Below are 16,530 nucleotides of genomic sequence, written 5' to 3' on the forward strand. Positions count from 1 at the left end.
AGTATGAGTGGAGTGAAATGCTCTGAGAGGGAGACAAGCATGAGTGACAAGATGGAAACCTGGAAGGCACGTATGCAAGAGGTGGAGTCGCAGGGAGGCTTATCTCCGGAAGCAGCAACGTTAATTCATGCCATGTATGAAGAACTTGAAGTTATAACGAAGCAAAACATGAATCTCCGCAAAACCGTTTTGAAGGCCACTTCCAAACAGACAAGAATGTCGAGCAAACTGAAGGATGCTTTGATGGAATAGCTGGTTCAAACAATCAAAAAAAACAAACACCGGGGATGGCTCTCCGGTGTTTGTTTCATATCGCTTGATTAACTTTTGGATGGCGTTCCTGATTTTGACGCCGGACGCTTCTTTTTGAATCTCGGGCCGACGTAATTCCGTTTGCGATCCCGGAACAGGATCCACCCGCCCAAGAAACTGATGCCGATGACAAACAGCGCAAGTCCGCCTAAAAACGGCAGCCAGCCGAAAGCGGGATTCGCCACGCTATCATCCCCATGAACGGAAATATATAGAAAAACCGCATCCTTCATCATTAAGAAACCCTTCATTGCCATGAAGCCCGGGATGACCAAAATCAAGATGGCAATAAAGCGGGAAATTAACATTTTCATAGGAGATTCCTTCCTGCGACTGATGTAAGTAACTAACGTTTATCATACCTTTTTCATATGATGATGTCTATTTCGATTATCGATTCGGATTTTGTAATCCGAAAAAAAGAGAGTACAATGATAGTGAAAACTGGACTTATTATGGAGGTGCCGTTTGTGGCTATAACTTGTGACGTAGCAATTCTTGGCGGGGGAACCGGTGGTTATGTAGCTGCCATTCGTGCTGCCCAGCATGGCAAAAATGTGGTCATCATTGAACAGGACAAACTGGGGGGAACCTGTCTTCACCGCGGTTGTATTCCCAGCAAAGCATTGCTTCGCAGTGCTGAACTGTATGCAGAAATGAAGGATAGCGAGAGTTACGGAATCGAGACGAACGGGATTCGGCTGTCATTTGGCAACGTGCAGAAGCGTAAAGACGGCATCGTGGATAAGCTGCATCAGGGCGTCCAATATTTAATGCGTAAAAATAAAATCACCGTCATACAAGGAAAAGGGAGAGTCATCGGTCCATCGATTTTCTCCCCGCGGAGCGGTGCTGTGGCGGTTGAGCTTCCGGATGGGGAGATGGAGACGGTGGTTCCCGCCCATCTGATCATTGCGACCGGATCGCGGCCGCGTCACTTACCGGGCCTTGAGCCGGACGGCATACATATACTGACAAGCGATCATGCACTTCAACTGGAGGAGCTTCCTTCATCCATCATGATCGTAGGGGGCGGCGTCATCGGCGTGGAATGGGCCTCCATGCTGAACGATTTTGGCGTGAAGGTGACGGTAGTAGAGGCCTCCGCTCATCTGCTGCCATCCGAAGATGAAGAAATCGGGCGAGCGCTTACGAAGATGCTTTCCGCCAGAGGCGTTGAGGTGATCACGAACATTAATCTTTTGACCGACAGCTGCGAAATCCAGGATCATAGCGTCTCCATTACGATCGAGCAAGGCGATGAGACAAGAAGGTTATCCGCGGACAAGCTGCTCCTCTCAGTCGGAAGAGTAGGCAATACCGAGAATATTGGCCTTGAGAATACCGATGTTCGGGTGGAGAACGGTGTAATAACGGTGAATGCGAATATGCAGACGACAGAGCCTCACATATATGCGATCGGAGATTGCATCGGGGGGCTTCAGCTTGCCCATGCGGCGAGTCACGAAGGCATTGCGGCCGTAAACCATCTGTCGGGCGAGAAGTCGGAGACTTTCCGCAGTGAATGGATTCCTCGCTGTGTATACACCCGTCATGAGGCGGCGAGCGTTGGTCTGACCGAGAAGCAGGCCAGAGAACGCGGGCATGAGATCAAGATTGGGAAATTCCCGTTTTCGGCGATTGGCAAATCACTGATCCATGGAACGAAGGAAGGGTTTGTTAAAGTCATTGCCGATCAGAAGACACAGGATATTCTGGGTGTGCATATGGTGGGTCCGCATGTAACGGAGCTGATTGGTCAAGCGGCATTAGCTCAAGTGCTGGATGCGACACCATGGGAAGTGGGGACGGCTGTCCATGCCCATCCGTCTTTGTCGGAAATTATAGGCGAAGCGATGCTTGCGGTGGATGGACGGGCTATCGGTTTGTAGAGATGAGTGTATTCTTTTGTGGAATCCCTCATTTCTTTTTGCGGAGAAAGGGATTATAATAACATTAAGCCAAGTCTTAGTACCAGGTTTTAATACTTGATCTAATATGCCCCCTTCTTAACGAAATGGGCAGGTCAAGCCTGATAGTCATGGCTCACATAAAGGAGGGATCTCCATGAAAGAACATGAAACGGTTACGGCGAACAACAATAGGCATGAGCAGCTTGGACTGACCGACGGACAAGTGCTAGACATGTACAAATATATGGTACTGGCGCGAAAGTTCGATGAGCGCAACCTGCTGCTGCAGCGTGCGGGCAAAATTAATTTTCACGTATCGGGTATCGGGCAGGAGGCATGCCAGGTTGCTGCTGCTTTTGCACTGGACCGGGAGAAGGATTATTTCTTACCATACTACCGTGACTACGGATTTGTAATGGCCGTTGGCATGACGCCTCGGGAATTGATGCTGTCGGCATTTGCCAAGGCTGAAGATCCGAACAGCGGGGGACGCCAGATGCCAGGACACTTCGGCAGCAAGCGTCTGCGGATTGTGACAGGCTCAAGCCCGGTGACAACCCAGGTTCCGCATGCGGTCGGTATTGCGCTTGCCGCGAAGATGCAGAAGAAGGACTTTGTATCGTTTGTAACATTTGGTGAAGGATCAAGCAATCAGGGCGATTTTCATGAGGGCTGCAACTTTGCAGGTGTTCACAAGCTTCCTGTCATTATCATGTGTGAGAATAACCAATATGCCATCTCGGTGCCGCTTCATAAACAGATTAGCGGTAAGGTGAGCGATCGTGCTCTTGGGTATGGCTTCCCTGGTATTCGAGTAGACGGCAATGATGCGCTTGAAGTGTACGCCGCCGTGAAGGAAGCGCGGGAACGTGCGATTCGCGGGGAAGGACCTACGCTGATTGAATCCATGATGTACCGTTTGTCCCCTCATTCCACATCGGATAACGATCTGGCTTACCGGACAAAAGAAGAGGTTGAAGAGAACTGGAAAAAAGACGGCGTTGCCCGCTTTAAGACCTATTTAATCAACCTTGGGCTCTGGGACGAAACACGCGATCAGGATCTGGTCGCACAATTGAATCTGGAGATCAAAGAAGCGACGGAATCTGCAGACCTGGCTCCGTTTCCGAAGCCGGAAGATACGCTTCTTCACGTATATGCCGATGATGAAGGGGGCGCAGCAGAATGGCGGTAATGGAGTATATAGATGCAATTCGTCTGGCCATGAAGGAAGAGATGGAGCGTGACGAATCGGTATTCGTCCTTGGTGAGGACGTTGGCGTAAAAGGCGGCGTATTCACCACAACCAAAGGTTTAATGGACCAGTTCGGCGAAGCACGGGTGCTTGACACACCGCTGGCAGAATCCGCGATTGCCGGCGTGGCGATTGGTGCTGCGATGTATGGCATGAAGCCGATTGCCGAGATGCAATATTCCGACTTTATGTTCCCGGCTACCAATCAGATTATTAGCGAAGCGGCAAAAATCCGCTATCGTTCCAATAACGATTGGAGCTGCCCGGTTGTCATTCGTGCACCTATTGGCGGCGGGATATTCGGGGGATTGTATCATTCCCAATGTCCGGAATCCGTTTTCTTTGGAACACCGGGACTTAAGATTGTTGCCCCATTCTCAGCTTATGATGCCAAGGGACTGCTCAAAGCGGCTGTACGCGACCCGGACCCGGTGCTGTTCTTTGAGAATAAGAAGTGTTACAAACTAATAACCGGCGATGTTCCGGACGATGATTACGTTGTACCGATTGGCAAAGCAAATTTGCTGCGTGAAGGATCGGACATTACGGTAATCAGCTACAGCATGCCTCTGCATTTTGTTATGCAGGCTGCCGAGGAGCTTGAGAACGAAGAGGGCATCAGCGCCCATGTCCTGGATTTGCGTACCATTCAACCGCTTGACCGGGAAGCGATTATCGAAGCAGCCCGTACAACGGGCAAAGTGCTGATCGTGCATGAGGATAATAAGACCGGCGGCGTTGGAGGGGAAGTATCCGCTATTATTGCGGAGCATTGCCTCTACGATTTGGATGCCCCGATTATGCGTCTCTGTGGTCCGGATGTACCGGCCATGCCAATCAGTCCACCGATGGAGAAGTTCTTTATGCTTAACAAGGACAAAGTCAAAGAATCCATGCGTCAATTGGCGCTTTATTAAGAACAGGGAGTTGTGAGCATGTCTGAAAATCAGAAATTGACCGATGTTACGATGCCTCAGCTGGCGGAATCCCTTGTTTCCGCGACAATTGCCAAATGGCTGAAGAAGCCGGGGGATTCCATAGAGCAGTACGAACCGATCTGCGAAGTGATTACCGATAAGGTTAATGCGGAGATTCCATCTACGCTGGATGGCGTCATGGGAGAGATTCTTGCCCAGGAAGGTCAAACCGTTAATGTAGGTGAGGTTATTTGCCGGATATCGGTTGCTTCCGCTCAGGAGGCAGCGGTGTTGTCACATACGGCAGTCAACCGAAGTGCTTCCACAGCGGGTCAACCCCAAGAGGGTACTAATGAAGCGTATTCGATGCGCTCGCGTTATTCACCGGCGGTGCAGAGTCTGGCTGCAGAGCACCGGATTGACCTCTCGCAAGTACAGGGCTCCGGCATGGGTGGAAGAATAACGCGTAAGGATGTACTGGCTTATATCGAAAAAGGTGGAGCAGCCGCAAGTTATGCGGCCGAAGGAGCGGCCTTCAATCCATCGCAAGCCCCGAAAGAGACGGTACAGCATCGTTCGATGTCACCATTTGAAGGTCTGCAGCATCAGACGCCGTCGGAACCGTCGCCACCGCTCGGTACGGCTATCCCGAATGTGCGCCACTCCGGGCTGCATCTGACGGAATCGCCGAAGATTCCAACCATCGAAGTGGAAGGAATGGAGGGCGGAAGATCGGAATATTTTATTGACGTTACTCCAATGCGCAATGCAATCGCTAGAAATATGCGTCAAAGCGTGACGGAAATCCCGCACGCCTGGACCATGATTGAAGTAGATGTGACCAACATTGTGCTGCTTCGCAATCAGCTGAAGGACGAGTTTAAGCGCAAGGAAGGAGTTAATCTCACCTACCTGGCCTTCTTGCTCAAAGCCGTTGTGAACGCAATTAAAGATTATCCGATCATGAATTCCTTCTGGGCAGTGGATAAAATCGTGGTGAAGCGCGATATCAATCTATCACTGGCAGTCGGAACAGAGGATTCCGTGCTGACGCCGGTTATTCATCGTGCCGATCAGAAGAACATTGCCGGATTGGCAAGAGAGATCGAGGAGCTGGCACGCAAGACACGCGAGGGCAAGCTTAAGCTGGACGATATGCAGGGCGGGACGTTTACGGTAAACAATACGGGATCCTTCGGTTCGATTCTGTCGTATCCGATCATCAACTACCCGCAGGCGGCGATTCTGACCTTTGAATCCATCGTTAAAAAGCCGGTTGTCATCAATGACATGATTGCTGTTCGCTCGATGGCGAATCTGTGTCTGTCTCTGGATCATCGGATTTTGGATGGCGTCATCTGCGGAAGGTTCCTGCAGCGTGTTAAAGATAACCTCGAAGGTTATACCTTGGATACAAAGCTCTACTAAAAATTGCCGTTTTTTTCGTATGAAGTCAGTGGCATAAAGTTTTCATTAGGTTAGTCGGAACCCTATGAAAGAAGGCGTGAGCAGATGAATAAACCGTTAGACGTATCGTATACGCCAATTGTAGATTATGGTATGGCCTGGGAACTTCAGAAATTGCATGTTTCTGCCATTGATCAAGGGGAGCGTCACGAAAGTTTGATGCTCCTTCAGCATCCTCCAACCTATACGATGGGTTCACAGCGCCATCCGGAGCATTTGCTGCTTAGTAAAGAGGAGCTGGAGAAACAGGGAATCGGCCTGTTTGAAATTGATCGTGGCGGAGATATTACATATCATGGACCAGGGCAGCTGGTCGGATATCCGCTGCTGCTTCTGGATGGCGGGAAGAATTTGAATCTGCACGGATTTCTTCGCGATGTGGAACAGGTTATTATTGATTACCTGGCCTCCTATCATATTGAAGCAGGGCGCAAACCCGAATATACCGGGGTATGGGTAGGGGATTCGAAAATCTGCGCAATTGGCGTTAAGTTTAATAAATGTCGACAGCATCGCGGATTTGTGACGAGCCACGGGTTTGCGTTTAATATTAAATCCGGAATTGCCGACGCGGGCTTCTCAGGCATCATTCCATGCGGAATACAGGAATTTGGTGTAACTTCGCTGGAGGATTGTACGGGGCATACGTTTGAAGTAGAGGAAGTAGCCCGGGAGATCGTGCCTTACTTCACCCGGGTATTTCCATATGAGGCTCATTGGTTGTAAACGGGAGCTGTGAGTAGTGGCAAGGCCTTAACGAAGGAACAAAGGCTCAAGTACAATCAGAAGCGTTGATCCGATCATAGCAATCAGCATAAGATAGATAACAATTCGAAACCACTTTTTACGTTGCATGGTGTAACTCCTTTGAAATAGGTTTAATGATGAACAAGACTTGCATCTGCATCATCGATTTAAGAAATGGATATAAGGATATTGTATCGTATCTGCGAAAGAGAGGGAAGTCTAGTGATTTCAGAAGAACGTATCATTCGAGAGTTTATGGAATTAGTTCAGGTGGATAGCGAAACGAAACATGAAGAAGAGATCTCGAAAGTGCTTAAAGATAAATTTACCCGTCTTGGATTTGATGTCACCGAAGATGATGCAAAGGAAAAAACAGGTCACGGCGCGGGTAATTTGATTATTACCTGGAAAGCGGATCAGGCTGCTGAACAAACGCCTAAATTGCTCTTTACCTGCCACATGGATACCGTAACACCCGGTAAAGGCATCAAACCCGTACTTGGTGAAGACGGCTGGATTCGAAGCGACGGCACGACCATTCTCGGCGCGGACGACAAAGCGGGAATCGCAGCACTTCTGGAGGGTATTCGGGTAATCCAGGAAAATAACATTCCCCACGGACAAATCCAGTTTGTGATTACGGTAGGTGAGGAGTCGGGGCTGGTCGGAGCCCGTGCGCTCGATCCCGATTATTTGGACGCGGATATCGGGTTTGCCCTCGATTCCAATGGCGAATTGGGTTCGATTGCTGTTGCAGCGCCAACCCAGGCAAAAATCAAGATGATTATCAAAGGAAAATCTGCTCATGCAGGTGTCAATCCGGAGGATGGCATCAGTGCAATTCAAGTGGCTTCCAAAGCCATATCGAAAATGAAGCTGGGACGCATCGACAAGGAAACCACGGCGAACATCGGCAAGTTTCAGGGCGGGGGCGCAACGAATATCGTGTGCGACCATGTACAGATTGATGCGGAAGCGCGCAGCATCGTTCAGGAGAAAGTGGATAAACAAGTCAATGATATGCGTGAGGCGCTCGAAACCACGGTTCGCGAATACAACGCCAATTGCGAGTTCATCAGCGAAATCGTTTATCCAGCATTCAGTTTTAATGAACATGATGAGGTTGTTCAGCTGGCACAGCGTGCCATCCGTGGATTAGGTTTCCCAACCCGAACCTTCCAGTCCGGCGGTGGCAGTGATGCCAACATTTTCAATGGTCTTGGCATTCCAACCGTCAATTTGGCCATCGGATATCAAGAAATCCATACCACGCAGGAACGCATTCAAGCGGCTGATCTGGTAAAAGCTGCCCAGATTGTCGTAGGGATTATCCAAGAAACGGCTAAGGCTTAGTTGACAGGAATACAATAAAAGAGCCCGAGGCAGACGATGAAGTCCGCTTCGGGCTTTTATTGTGAATTTATCTATCAGTTCAAGAATGACATCGTCAACGAATTGCCTTCTATTCGTCTCTGTGCAGGCGACCAGGTAGTATGCCAGTTCGTGCTTTCTACAACATGCAGCGCGGCATGGATGCTGTCCATGTATTGCTCGATTTCCTTCCGCGCAGGTTCTGATGGATACTGCTCCTCCAGTCGTGAGGAGAGGGATATCAAGGCAGACTGTAAATAACAGGCAGCTTCGCCGAATCGCGTCTCGGTGTGTTCAGGATAAGACCGTCTTAGCTGCTCCAGCAAGGATGCGGCTTCATCGTATTTTCCTTGGTCATACAGACTCTCTGCCGCTATAAAACATACGTTCATACTATAGCTGCCATGTTCTTGGAGAGGGAGCGCTTCCAATTGATTTATTTTGGATACAGCGAGTCCCCTGTAACCTTCATAATAAAGAAAACAAATCAGTGCATAATCAGTGTGATCGCTGCAATCCGCAAGCAGCTCCTCGGCTACTGATACCATGCCAAGTGATATGGCGGTACGGGCTAACTCAAGCAATTCGGACATGATGATGAACCTGTCCGGAGCTCTACCTTCCCATTTCCACTCACAGAGCTGTCTGATTCTAGCCAAGTGATTCCTTTCGGCTGCTCTCGGGCAGGCCTGCTCTCCTTGGCTGTTCTTGGAGCCATGCAGATAACTGTCAATAAGCTCTATGGCCTCAGGCAGCTGATCGGTCATAATGAGACAGGACACGTATGGGATGCAGGTATCGGGATTCAAGTTCTCCTGATTGGCAAAACAGAGGGAAGCAAAAGGGTAAGCTCCGATGTAATACAACGACCTGCCAACCATTGCATGGGATGCGGGAAAGCGGTTCGTTTCAGCCAATAGCTGCTCATATATAACCTCATCGGTCGTCCCTTGCAGAAGCAGAAGGGCTGCCCAGTGATTGAGCGCCTCCTGAGCATATGTACCCGCGTGATGCAGGACGGTCTTAAAGGCCTCCTCAGATTTGTGGAAGGCGCGCATACGCATGCTTAATAACCCGTACTCAAGCCAGCTTAGGTCAATCTCTTTCCATCCGGAACGGGTATTGTCAGTTGGATCGGACTTCGCAGCTTCCTTGAAACTTTCCAGAGCCTTATCGAGATACCCGCGTCTTTTGTACCATTTTCCGCGTTCATAATCAGTTGATGGTGGATTTGTAATTGGTTCGGATTCAATAATAGGTAATTGTCGCATGTCGAAGCCTCCCAATGGTATAACACCCGTTTAGGTGAAAAGGTCATGGTCTATATTCGAAAAAAACAGAAAAAAGTCGAAAAATAGGTCTTAGAACCTAATTCTGTGTCCCGCTTTCGCGTTTATTTATTGTATTTTTTGAAATAATATCCATAACTCTCGTCTCTGAGCCCCATTGCTGCTGCCACTGCTTCAGCATAATCCGAATCTGCCAGGCCTGTCCTACCAAATGAATCGAATGGTCTCCTTTATAGCTTTTCATGGGTGCTACCTTCTTTCTGCGGAATTTTGATATAATACACCTTATGCAATAGCATGGTCAGACATGCCGTTTTTAAACAAAGGAGGTCATTTTATGAGCGATATCGGCAGTAAGAACCGGGAAGCTTCGGATAAATTGCTGGAAGAAACCACGTTGTCTTCTCAATCGATTTTTGAAGGGAAAATTATCTCGCTGCAGGTGGACACGGTGAAACTTCCGGATGGACAGACCGCTAGCCGTGAAGTTGTCCGGCATCCGGGTGCGGTCGCCGTGCTGGCATTAAAAGGCGACACAATGGTGGCTGTGAATCAGTACAGGCAGCCGCTGGGCCGCTGCGAGGTTGAAATACCTGCGGGCAAGCTGGAGCGTGGGGAGGATCCTCTGGAGGCTGCCAAGCGCGAACTTCAGGAAGAGACGGGGTATACCTGCGGTTCCATTCGGAAGCTTCATTCCTTTTACACGTCACCGGGCTTTGCGGATGAAATCATTCATTTGTATTTGGCGGAAGATCTCGTTAGCGGCGACATGAATCCGGATGAGGATGAATTTATAGAAATGATGGAAATTACGCTGGAAGAAGCTTATTCCCTCATTCAAGAAGAGAGAATCAGCGATGCGAAGACCATCCTGGCTGTGTATGCCTGGAATATGTACAAACTGACAGGGAAAATCTGATATGCTGTCATCTTTAGAACAGACAACGGACCGGCAGCTTCATTCTTTTTATGGTGATATGCATATTCACATCGGGCGCACGAGCAGCGGGCAAGCTGTGAAAATAAGCGCAAGCAACAATCTGACCTTTGAGAATATTGCCATCGAGGCATCGGAGCGAAAAGGTATCCAGATGATTGGCATCATCGATTGCCACTCTCCTTCGGTGCAGGAGGATATTATCCAGTGTCTCGACAGTGGAGCCATGCAAGAGATTGATGGCGGAGGGATAGCGTACCGGGATACGGTCATCCTGCTTGGCAGCGAGATCGAAATTCGTGAAAGCGGCCGTGGTGCAGCCCATGTGCTGGCCTATTTTCCAGATCTGGGTACGATGCAGGATTTCACCGTCTGGATGGCGAGATATATGAAAAATGTGCAGCTGAGCTCTCAGCGCATCTACGTTACTCCGCGTGAATTGCAGCAGGAGATTGTTGACCGCGGCGGTTTGCTGGTGCCTGCACATGTGTTTACGCCTCATAAGGGGCTGTATGGCAGCATGGCGGATCGTATGAGCGAGGTATTCGACCTGAACGGGATCGCCGGAATCGAGCTTGGGCTCAGTGCGGACTCCTCGATGGCAGGGCGGATAAGCGAGCTGGACGGTTATTCCTTTCTGACCAACTCCGATGCCCATTCGCTTGGTAAGATCGGCAGGGAGTATAACCGAATTGACATGGCTGAGCCTTCTTTTGCAGAATTCCGAATGGCACTCGGGGCCAAGGACGGGAGAAGAATCAGCGCAAACTACGGGCTTAATCCCCGACTGGGAAAATACCATCGGACCTATTGCAGCGGATGCGATAGCATTCTGGATGAGGGCAGTGATATAAAAGAAATGAAGTGCTGTCCATACTGCGGCAGCACCAAGTTGGTACAGGGGGTATTTGATCGGATTCTTCATGTCTCGGATCGTGAAGAACCCGTGATTCCCCTCAGCCGACCGGAGTATCACTATCAGGTTCCGCTAGAATTCATTCCCGGGCTTGGCAAATCCGCCATGTCGAAGCTGCTGCAAGCCTTTGGAACGGAAATGAATATCCTTCATCAGGCGACGGAGGCAGAGCTTGCGGCAGTTGCCGGCGATCAGCTGGCGGCAAGCATTGTCATGGCCCGAAACGGGACGCTGTCCCTGTCGGCAGGCGGGGGAGGCACTTACGGGAAAGTGCTTCGATAAATCCACGGGACTCTCTTTCATTCACCGAAAGTCATAGAAGAAGGACGAGTGTCATAGAGTAGAGTAGAGACGCAGAAAGGAGACTCTATTCTATGTCATCATTCCGCCAAGCCTTTAAGGATCAGACTACGCTCTATGTGTTTGTTGCCGTCCTGTTCTTAGTCGGCGTACTGTTTGGAGCGTTGATGGTCAATGCACTTTCACTGGAGCAGCAGCAGGAAATGGCCCGATATTTGAATCACTTTTTTGTTAACGTGCAGGACGGTGGAGAAGCCATGAGTCAATCTTCTTACTGGAGCATCGCAGCCCTTCATCTGAAATGGATCGGCTTGATATGGATTCTGGGATTGTCCGTCATCGGACTTCCTGGAATATTGATATTGGATTTCTTAAAGGGAGTTCTTATCGGGTTCACGGTCGGTTATTTGGTCGGGCAATATTCGTGGAAAGGACTGCTGTTTGCCCTGGTGTCGATTGCGCCGCAAAATTTGCTGATTATTCCGGTGCTCATGATGTGCAGTGTAGCAGCAATCACCTTCTCTCTATATATCATCAGAGACCGTTTTATTATGAATCGCGGCGGCAGCATGATGAAGCCATTTGCATCTTATGCTTTGTTGACGTTCTGCATGGTCCTGCTGACACTCGGAGTTGCATCCTTTGAAACCTGGGTTACCCCTGTTATGATGCGCTGGGTCACTCCAATGTTGCTTTAATCCGCGAATTTTTCCATATAGCAAAACCGTTTGACTTTGTTTGTCAAATCCCCCTATAATGAAGGAAGTGAACAATAACGTGCAGTGATTTCCAAGGGGGAGGGAAACGATGGAAGCGCGGATCGACAAAATTAAGCAGCAGCTACAATCCCAAGGATACAAATTAACGCCCCAACGGGAAGCCACGGTAAGCGTATTGTTGGAAAATGAAGACGACCACCTTAGCGCAGAGGATGTATTTATGCTCGTGAAAGAGAAGGCTCCGGAGATCGGTCTGGCAACCGTGTACCGTACCCTAGAGCTGCTCAGTGAGCTTCATGTTGTAGAGAAGATAAATTTTGGCGATGGTGTCGCCCGTTATGACTTGCGGACGGATACTTCGAAGCATCACCATCACCATTTGATATGTACTCAATGTGGAAGCATGGATGAGATACGCGAGGATTGGCTCGGTCCTTTGGAAGAGCGGTTGGAGCGAGAGTTCAACTTTACCGTTCATGACCATCGGCTTGATTTCCATGGCATATGCTACCGTTGCAAAGAGAAGGGCAAGAATGACCAGGACAAATCATAAATTTTATATCAATTAACCAAACAGCAGTGATGACGATCACGGCAAGCCCTCTACGGCGGTAAGCCGGGAGGGTTTTTTAGATAGCAATCCTATAATCATAAACATGCACGCATCTGTTTCGTTCACATAAGAGCATTCCATCTGTACCATTTACAAGTACGTCGTCAGACGTTTTTTTTATTCTTCAAAATATCAGATGCCTTTACCTTATTCCGTATAGGAAAATAAGGGTCATGTCGTCATAATCCTGCAGCTTGTATCATAGGCTTTACGTGATGCGATACCTGGAATACCAGCTTTCATATCGCGATGATGAAAGAGAGGCGCTGCATGTGATTATATCGATTCGGAAAATAGGCTCACTGATCCGTTTTATTTCGATGTTTGCCGTTCTGGCGATGTTTTTTTATTTTGTGCTGGGCTGGGTAAGCGACTGGCTGACCCCGATGGATCCTTACAGTGCACCTTCGGGCCAAGCTGTAAAGGCATTTCAGCCTGAAAGCACCATGGATTCCCGGTATTCGCCGGCGGAACGCCTGCGATTGTATTATTGGTACGGGGAATGACTGTGTTTTTTTAGGTGCACGGAATAGGAGATAAAGTGATCATGAAGCAATATCTGGACGAATATGTAACCTATTTGGAAGAAGTGAAGAGACTGTCCCGGAGCACGATTGAATCCTACCGGGCAGACCTTAACGGATTTATTGAATATGCAGCGGACAGGGAAGTGACCCATCCACAGGATGTGAACCGGACGGTGTTGGGATTGTATTTGGGAAGACTGAGGCAGCAGGGCAAGGCGGCATCGAGCCAGCTTCGCTGCACGGCTTCCCTGCGGTCCTTTTTTCAATATCTGGTGCGTCAATCAGTTATCGGACAAGACCCAACCCAGCTGCTGGATCGTCCCAAGCCGGAACGGAAGCCTCCACAGGCTTTAACCATTGAGCAGGTGGACAAGCTTCTGTCCGCCCCGGATTCCGACACGCCGCAGGGGGCAAGGGACAGGGCGATGCTGGAACTGCTCTATGCCTCAGGCATCAAGGTTTCGGAGCTGGTCTCACTCAGCATTCATGACCTGAATATGGAGATGCGATTTTTGCGCTGTGCCGTACCCGGGGGGAAGGAGCGTATTCTTCCGATCAGCCAGATTGCAGCCCAGAGTGTGGCTTATTATATGCGTGATATGCGGAGCCAGCTTATAAGAGATGCCGAGGAAGAGGCATTATTCCTGAATTCACTGGGTACCCGCTTGACACGGCAGGGATTTTGGAAAATTATTAAAAAGTACGGCAAGCTGGCCGAAATCGATGAGGAAATAACGCCGCATACCCTTCGCCATTCCTTTGCCATACATTTGCTGCAGAATGGTGCCGATTTACGCTCCGTTCAGGAAATGCTGGGTCACTCGGCATTATCCACCACGGGCATGTATCAATCCACCAAGAAGAGCATGAAGGAAGTTTATGATCATTACCACCCGAGATCTTAAGGACCGCAACATGTCCACTGATCTACAACTTATTTTCAGTTAGGAGAGGTATTAACATGAGTTCAGTTAATCAACAGAGCATTAAGGAAGCAGCAGCTTACATACGCGAACAGAATGGCGTTCAGCCCGAGGTTGGCCTGATTCTGGGTTCGGGACTCGGTGTCCTGGCCGAATTGATTCAGGATCCGGTTTCGATCCCATACACCGACATTCCGCATTTTCCGGTATCGACGGTAGAAGGTCATGAAGGGGAGCTGCTCCTGGGCACGATTCACAACCGACCTGTGGTCATGATGAAGGGCCGTTTCCACATGTATGAAGGTTATGGTCCGGAAGTGACGGCGTTCCCGGTACGGGTCATGAAAGAGCTGGGCGTGAAGAGTTTGCTCGTTACCAATGCGGCAGGCGGTATCAATACCTCCTTCGAGCCGGGCGACCTTATGCTGATCTCCGATCATTTGAACATGACGGGAACCAGTCCGTTAATCGGACCTAACGATCCTGAGCTTGGCGTACGGTTCCCGGATATGTCGCAGGCCTACAGCCGGAAGCTCCGTCAGTTGGCAAAAGAAGTAGCCGTGAGTCAGAGCGTTGTTCTTAGAGAAGGGGTTTATGCCGGCTTGCTTGGGCCAACCTATGAAACGCCGGCTGAAATTGTCATGCTGCGCACACTGGGCGCGGATGCGGTAGGCATGTCAACGGTATCTGAGGTGATTGTGGCCAGACATGCGGGGCTTGAGGTGCTGGGCATCTCCTGCATCAGCAACATGGCAGCAGGTATTCTGGATCAGCCGCTTTCCCATGATGAGGTTATGGAGACAGCAGAGAAGGTTCGCGAGAAATTCCTTGCGCTTGTGTTGGCCATTATCCCGAAAATGTAATATTTCCAAGTACAAGGCTGTACTCTAGTAGATGCGAATCTACCGGAGTACGGCCTTTTTGCTATGCTCCCGGAAGTATAGAGTCCTAACTTTTCCGTAAAATACTGGAATAATTTGTTTTCATCCTGACGACAATGAATAGCAGACCCGTATACTTGCGGGATGCCATTACGAATGTCAGGAGGGGACGGAAGTGAAAAAAGCGTTGATCGCTGGATTCCTTGTTCTATTTGTTGGGTTGTCCAGTACGGCTGTTCCAAGTTATGCAGAAGAAAATAGTAAAACCGGAGAAGGGTCATCTCAAGAGGAACTGGCGCCTAGTGCTCGTTCCGCCATATTGCTGGATGCGGATACCGGAACCATTATTTATGAGAAAAACAGCCATGATAAGCTGCCTCCGGCCAGCATCACCAAGATTATGACGATGCTGCTTACGATGGAGGCCATTGATGCGGGACGATTGCAGTGGACGGATAAGGTACGTACCAGTGAATATGCTGCCTCCATGGGCGGATCGCAGATTTTTCTTGAGCCTGGGGAAGAAATGACCGTTGATGAAATGCTGAAAGGCATTGCCATGGCATCAGGCAATGACGCTTCTGTTGCGATGGCGGAGAAGCTTGCCGGTTCCGAACAAGGTTTTGTCAAGATGATGAATGACAAAGCGGCTGAGCTGGGAATGAAAGATACGCATTTTGTGAATTGCAACGGACTTCCGGCAGAGAATCACTATACTTCAGCTCATGACATCGCGGTCATGAGCAGGGAATTGCTGAAATATGAGCAGATCACCAAATATACAGGCTCGTACCAGGATTATTTGCGAAAGGATTCGCAAAAGCCGTTCTGGCTGGTGAACACCAATAAGCTGGTTCGTTTCTACACAGGTGCAGACGGCCTGAAAACCGGATATACGTCAGAGGCTAAATTCTGTTTGTCCGCAACGGCCAAACGGGATGGACTGCGCGCAGTAGCCGTTGTTATGGGAGCTCCTGACACCAAGACGCGGAATAATGAAGTATCCCGTATGTTTGACTATGCGTTCGCTCAATACACGATGCATTCTATCTATAAGCCAGGCGAAGTATTGGGCATCGTGAAGGTTCAGAAAGGGAATGTGCCGGAACTGTCCATTCAAGCGGACAGAGACTACAGCGTGCTTGTGAAGAAGGGCGTAAAGGACCCGGATATCCGTCATGAAATTCAGATGGATCAGAATGTGAAGGCTCCTGTTTCCGCCGGACAAGTCATCGGCAAGCTCTTGGTCTATCAGGGGGACCGACTGGTGAAGGAGTTTGAGCTGACATCTCCGGTTGAGGTGAAGAAGGCAGGCTTCTGGAAGCTGTTCAAACGGACAACCGGCAAGTTGTTTCATGTAGATTAATGGGAGTTTTCTTCTAGTTTTGTCGTGATGCAGGAATGTCTTTTTCAAATGTAGAAATCTTTGTTCATGTCAGGGAG

The 16,530-nt window shown here is 49.3% G+C and carries 19 protein-coding genes; 15 read left to right on the forward strand and 4 right to left on the reverse strand.

Annotated features, from left to right (window positions below; translation table 11 throughout):
• Positions 1–39: 39 nt before the first annotated feature.
• Entirely contained in the window at positions 40–252 is a 213-nt protein-coding gene (locus M2277_RS11910; RefSeq protein WP_006209391.1) for a hypothetical protein, read from the forward strand.
• Between the two features lie 68 nt (positions 253–320).
• Here M2277_RS11910 and M2277_RS11915 read toward each other — a convergent pair whose 3' ends face one another.
• Positions 321–626 carry a DUF2627 domain-containing protein gene (locus tag M2277_RS11915; protein WP_036636781.1) on the reverse strand — a complete coding sequence of 102 codons (306 nt, stop codon included), beginning with the start codon at positions 624–626 and terminating at the stop codon, positions 321–323.
• Positions 627–782: 156 nt separating this feature from the next.
• Here M2277_RS11915 and lpdA point away from each other — a divergent pair, with 156 nt between their 5' ends.
• The 5 genes from lpdA to lipB all read left to right on the forward strand — a co-directional run bounded on the left by lpdA (position 783) and on the right by lipB (position 6,590).
• Complete coding sequence (gene lpdA, locus M2277_RS11920; protein WP_280754822.1) at positions 783–2,204, forward strand: dihydrolipoyl dehydrogenase; 1,422 nt, start codon at positions 783–785, stop codon at positions 2,202–2,204.
• Between the two features lie 175 nt (positions 2,205–2,379).
• Positions 2,380–3,420, forward strand: coding sequence for a thiamine pyrophosphate-dependent dehydrogenase E1 component subunit alpha (locus tag M2277_RS11925; RefSeq protein ID WP_280754823.1), 1,041 nt, complete (start codon positions 2,380–2,382; stop codon positions 3,418–3,420).
• Positions 3,411–4,397, forward strand: a complete 987-nt coding sequence (locus M2277_RS11930) for an alpha-ketoacid dehydrogenase subunit beta (RefSeq protein ID WP_006209395.1) — start codon at positions 3,411–3,413, stop codon at positions 4,395–4,397. The genes M2277_RS11925 and M2277_RS11930 overlap by 10 nt, the downstream gene beginning before the upstream one ends.
• A gap of 18 nt (positions 4,398–4,415) precedes the next feature.
• The gene (locus M2277_RS11935) at positions 4,416–5,825 is read left to right on the forward strand and encodes a dihydrolipoamide acetyltransferase family protein (RefSeq protein WP_036636783.1); all 1,410 of its coding nucleotides are present in this window, start codon (positions 4,416–4,418) and stop codon (positions 5,823–5,825) included.
• Between the two features lie 84 nt (positions 5,826–5,909).
• Positions 5,910–6,590, forward strand: coding sequence for a lipoyl(octanoyl) transferase LipB (gene lipB, locus M2277_RS11940; protein ID WP_036636785.1), 681 nt, complete (start codon positions 5,910–5,912; stop codon positions 6,588–6,590).
• A 27-nt stretch (positions 6,591–6,617) separates the two neighbouring features.
• Here lipB and prli42 read toward each other — a convergent pair whose 3' ends face one another.
• Complete coding sequence (gene prli42, locus M2277_RS11945) at positions 6,618–6,719, reverse strand: stressosome-associated protein Prli42 (protein WP_006209398.1); 102 nt, start codon at positions 6,717–6,719, stop codon at positions 6,618–6,620.
• Positions 6,720–6,833: 114 nt separating this feature from the next.
• Here prli42 and M2277_RS11950 point away from each other — a divergent pair, with 114 nt between their 5' ends.
• The gene (locus tag M2277_RS11950) at positions 6,834–7,964 is read left to right on the forward strand and encodes a tripeptidase T (RefSeq protein WP_036636787.1); all 1,131 of its coding nucleotides are present in this window, start codon (positions 6,834–6,836) and stop codon (positions 7,962–7,964) included.
• Positions 7,965–8,038: 74 nt separating this feature from the next.
• On the opposite strand, the gene M2277_RS11955 is transcribed toward M2277_RS11950, so the two are convergent.
• Together M2277_RS11955 and mciZ are read right to left on the reverse strand one after the other, a co-directional pair.
• Complete coding sequence (locus M2277_RS11955; RefSeq protein ID WP_006209400.1) at positions 8,039–9,253, reverse strand: tetratricopeptide repeat protein; 1,215 nt, start codon at positions 9,251–9,253, stop codon at positions 8,039–8,041.
• Positions 9,254–9,350: 97 nt separating this feature from the next.
• Positions 9,351–9,515, reverse strand: coding sequence for a Z-ring formation inhibitor MciZ (mciZ, locus tag M2277_RS11960; RefSeq protein ID WP_006209401.1), 165 nt, complete (start codon positions 9,513–9,515; stop codon positions 9,351–9,353).
• A 93-nt stretch (positions 9,516–9,608) separates the two neighbouring features.
• Between mciZ and M2277_RS11965 the strand changes: the two genes are divergently transcribed.
• The 8 genes from M2277_RS11965 to M2277_RS12000 all read left to right on the forward strand — a co-directional run bounded on the left by M2277_RS11965 (position 9,609) and on the right by M2277_RS12000 (position 16,453).
• Complete coding sequence (locus M2277_RS11965; RefSeq protein ID WP_280754824.1) at positions 9,609–10,190, forward strand: NUDIX domain-containing protein; 582 nt, start codon at positions 9,609–9,611, stop codon at positions 10,188–10,190.
• A gap of 1 nt (position 10,191) precedes the next feature.
• Positions 10,192–11,406: an endonuclease Q family protein gene (locus M2277_RS11970; protein ID WP_280754825.1), complete on the forward strand. Its 1,215-nt coding sequence runs from the start codon at positions 10,192–10,194 to the stop codon at positions 11,404–11,406.
• Positions 11,407–11,498: 92 nt separating this feature from the next.
• A complete protein-coding gene (gene spoIIM / locus M2277_RS11975) occupies positions 11,499–12,122 on the forward strand; it encodes a stage II sporulation protein M (protein WP_006209404.1) in 624 nt (207 codons plus the stop codon).
• Between the two features lie 109 nt (positions 12,123–12,231).
• On the forward strand, positions 12,232–12,696 hold the full coding sequence (fur, locus tag M2277_RS11980; protein WP_006209405.1) for a ferric iron uptake transcriptional regulator: 465 nt from the start codon (positions 12,232–12,234) through the stop codon (positions 12,694–12,696).
• Positions 12,697–13,028: 332 nt separating this feature from the next.
• The gene (locus M2277_RS11985) at positions 13,029–13,262 is read left to right on the forward strand and encodes a YqzK family protein (protein ID WP_036637025.1); all 234 of its coding nucleotides are present in this window, start codon (positions 13,029–13,031) and stop codon (positions 13,260–13,262) included.
• 41 nt (positions 13,263–13,303) lie between these two features.
• Positions 13,304–14,188: a tyrosine recombinase gene (locus M2277_RS11990; protein WP_063479116.1), complete on the forward strand. Its 885-nt coding sequence runs from the start codon at positions 13,304–13,306 to the stop codon at positions 14,186–14,188.
• A gap of 56 nt (positions 14,189–14,244) precedes the next feature.
• On the forward strand, positions 14,245–15,069 hold the full coding sequence (locus M2277_RS11995) for a purine-nucleoside phosphorylase (protein WP_006209408.1): 825 nt from the start codon (positions 14,245–14,247) through the stop codon (positions 15,067–15,069).
• A gap of 193 nt (positions 15,070–15,262) precedes the next feature.
• On the forward strand, positions 15,263–16,453 hold the full coding sequence (locus M2277_RS12000; RefSeq protein ID WP_006209409.1) for a D-alanyl-D-alanine carboxypeptidase family protein: 1,191 nt from the start codon (positions 15,263–15,265) through the stop codon (positions 16,451–16,453).
• Positions 16,454–16,530 lie beyond the last annotated feature (77 nt).

Origin of the sequence: Paenibacillus sp. LBL, assembly GCF_029893715.1 — a bacterium.
GTDB lineage: Bacteria > Bacillota > Bacilli > Paenibacillales > Paenibacillaceae > Paenibacillus_AQ > Paenibacillus_AQ glucanolyticus.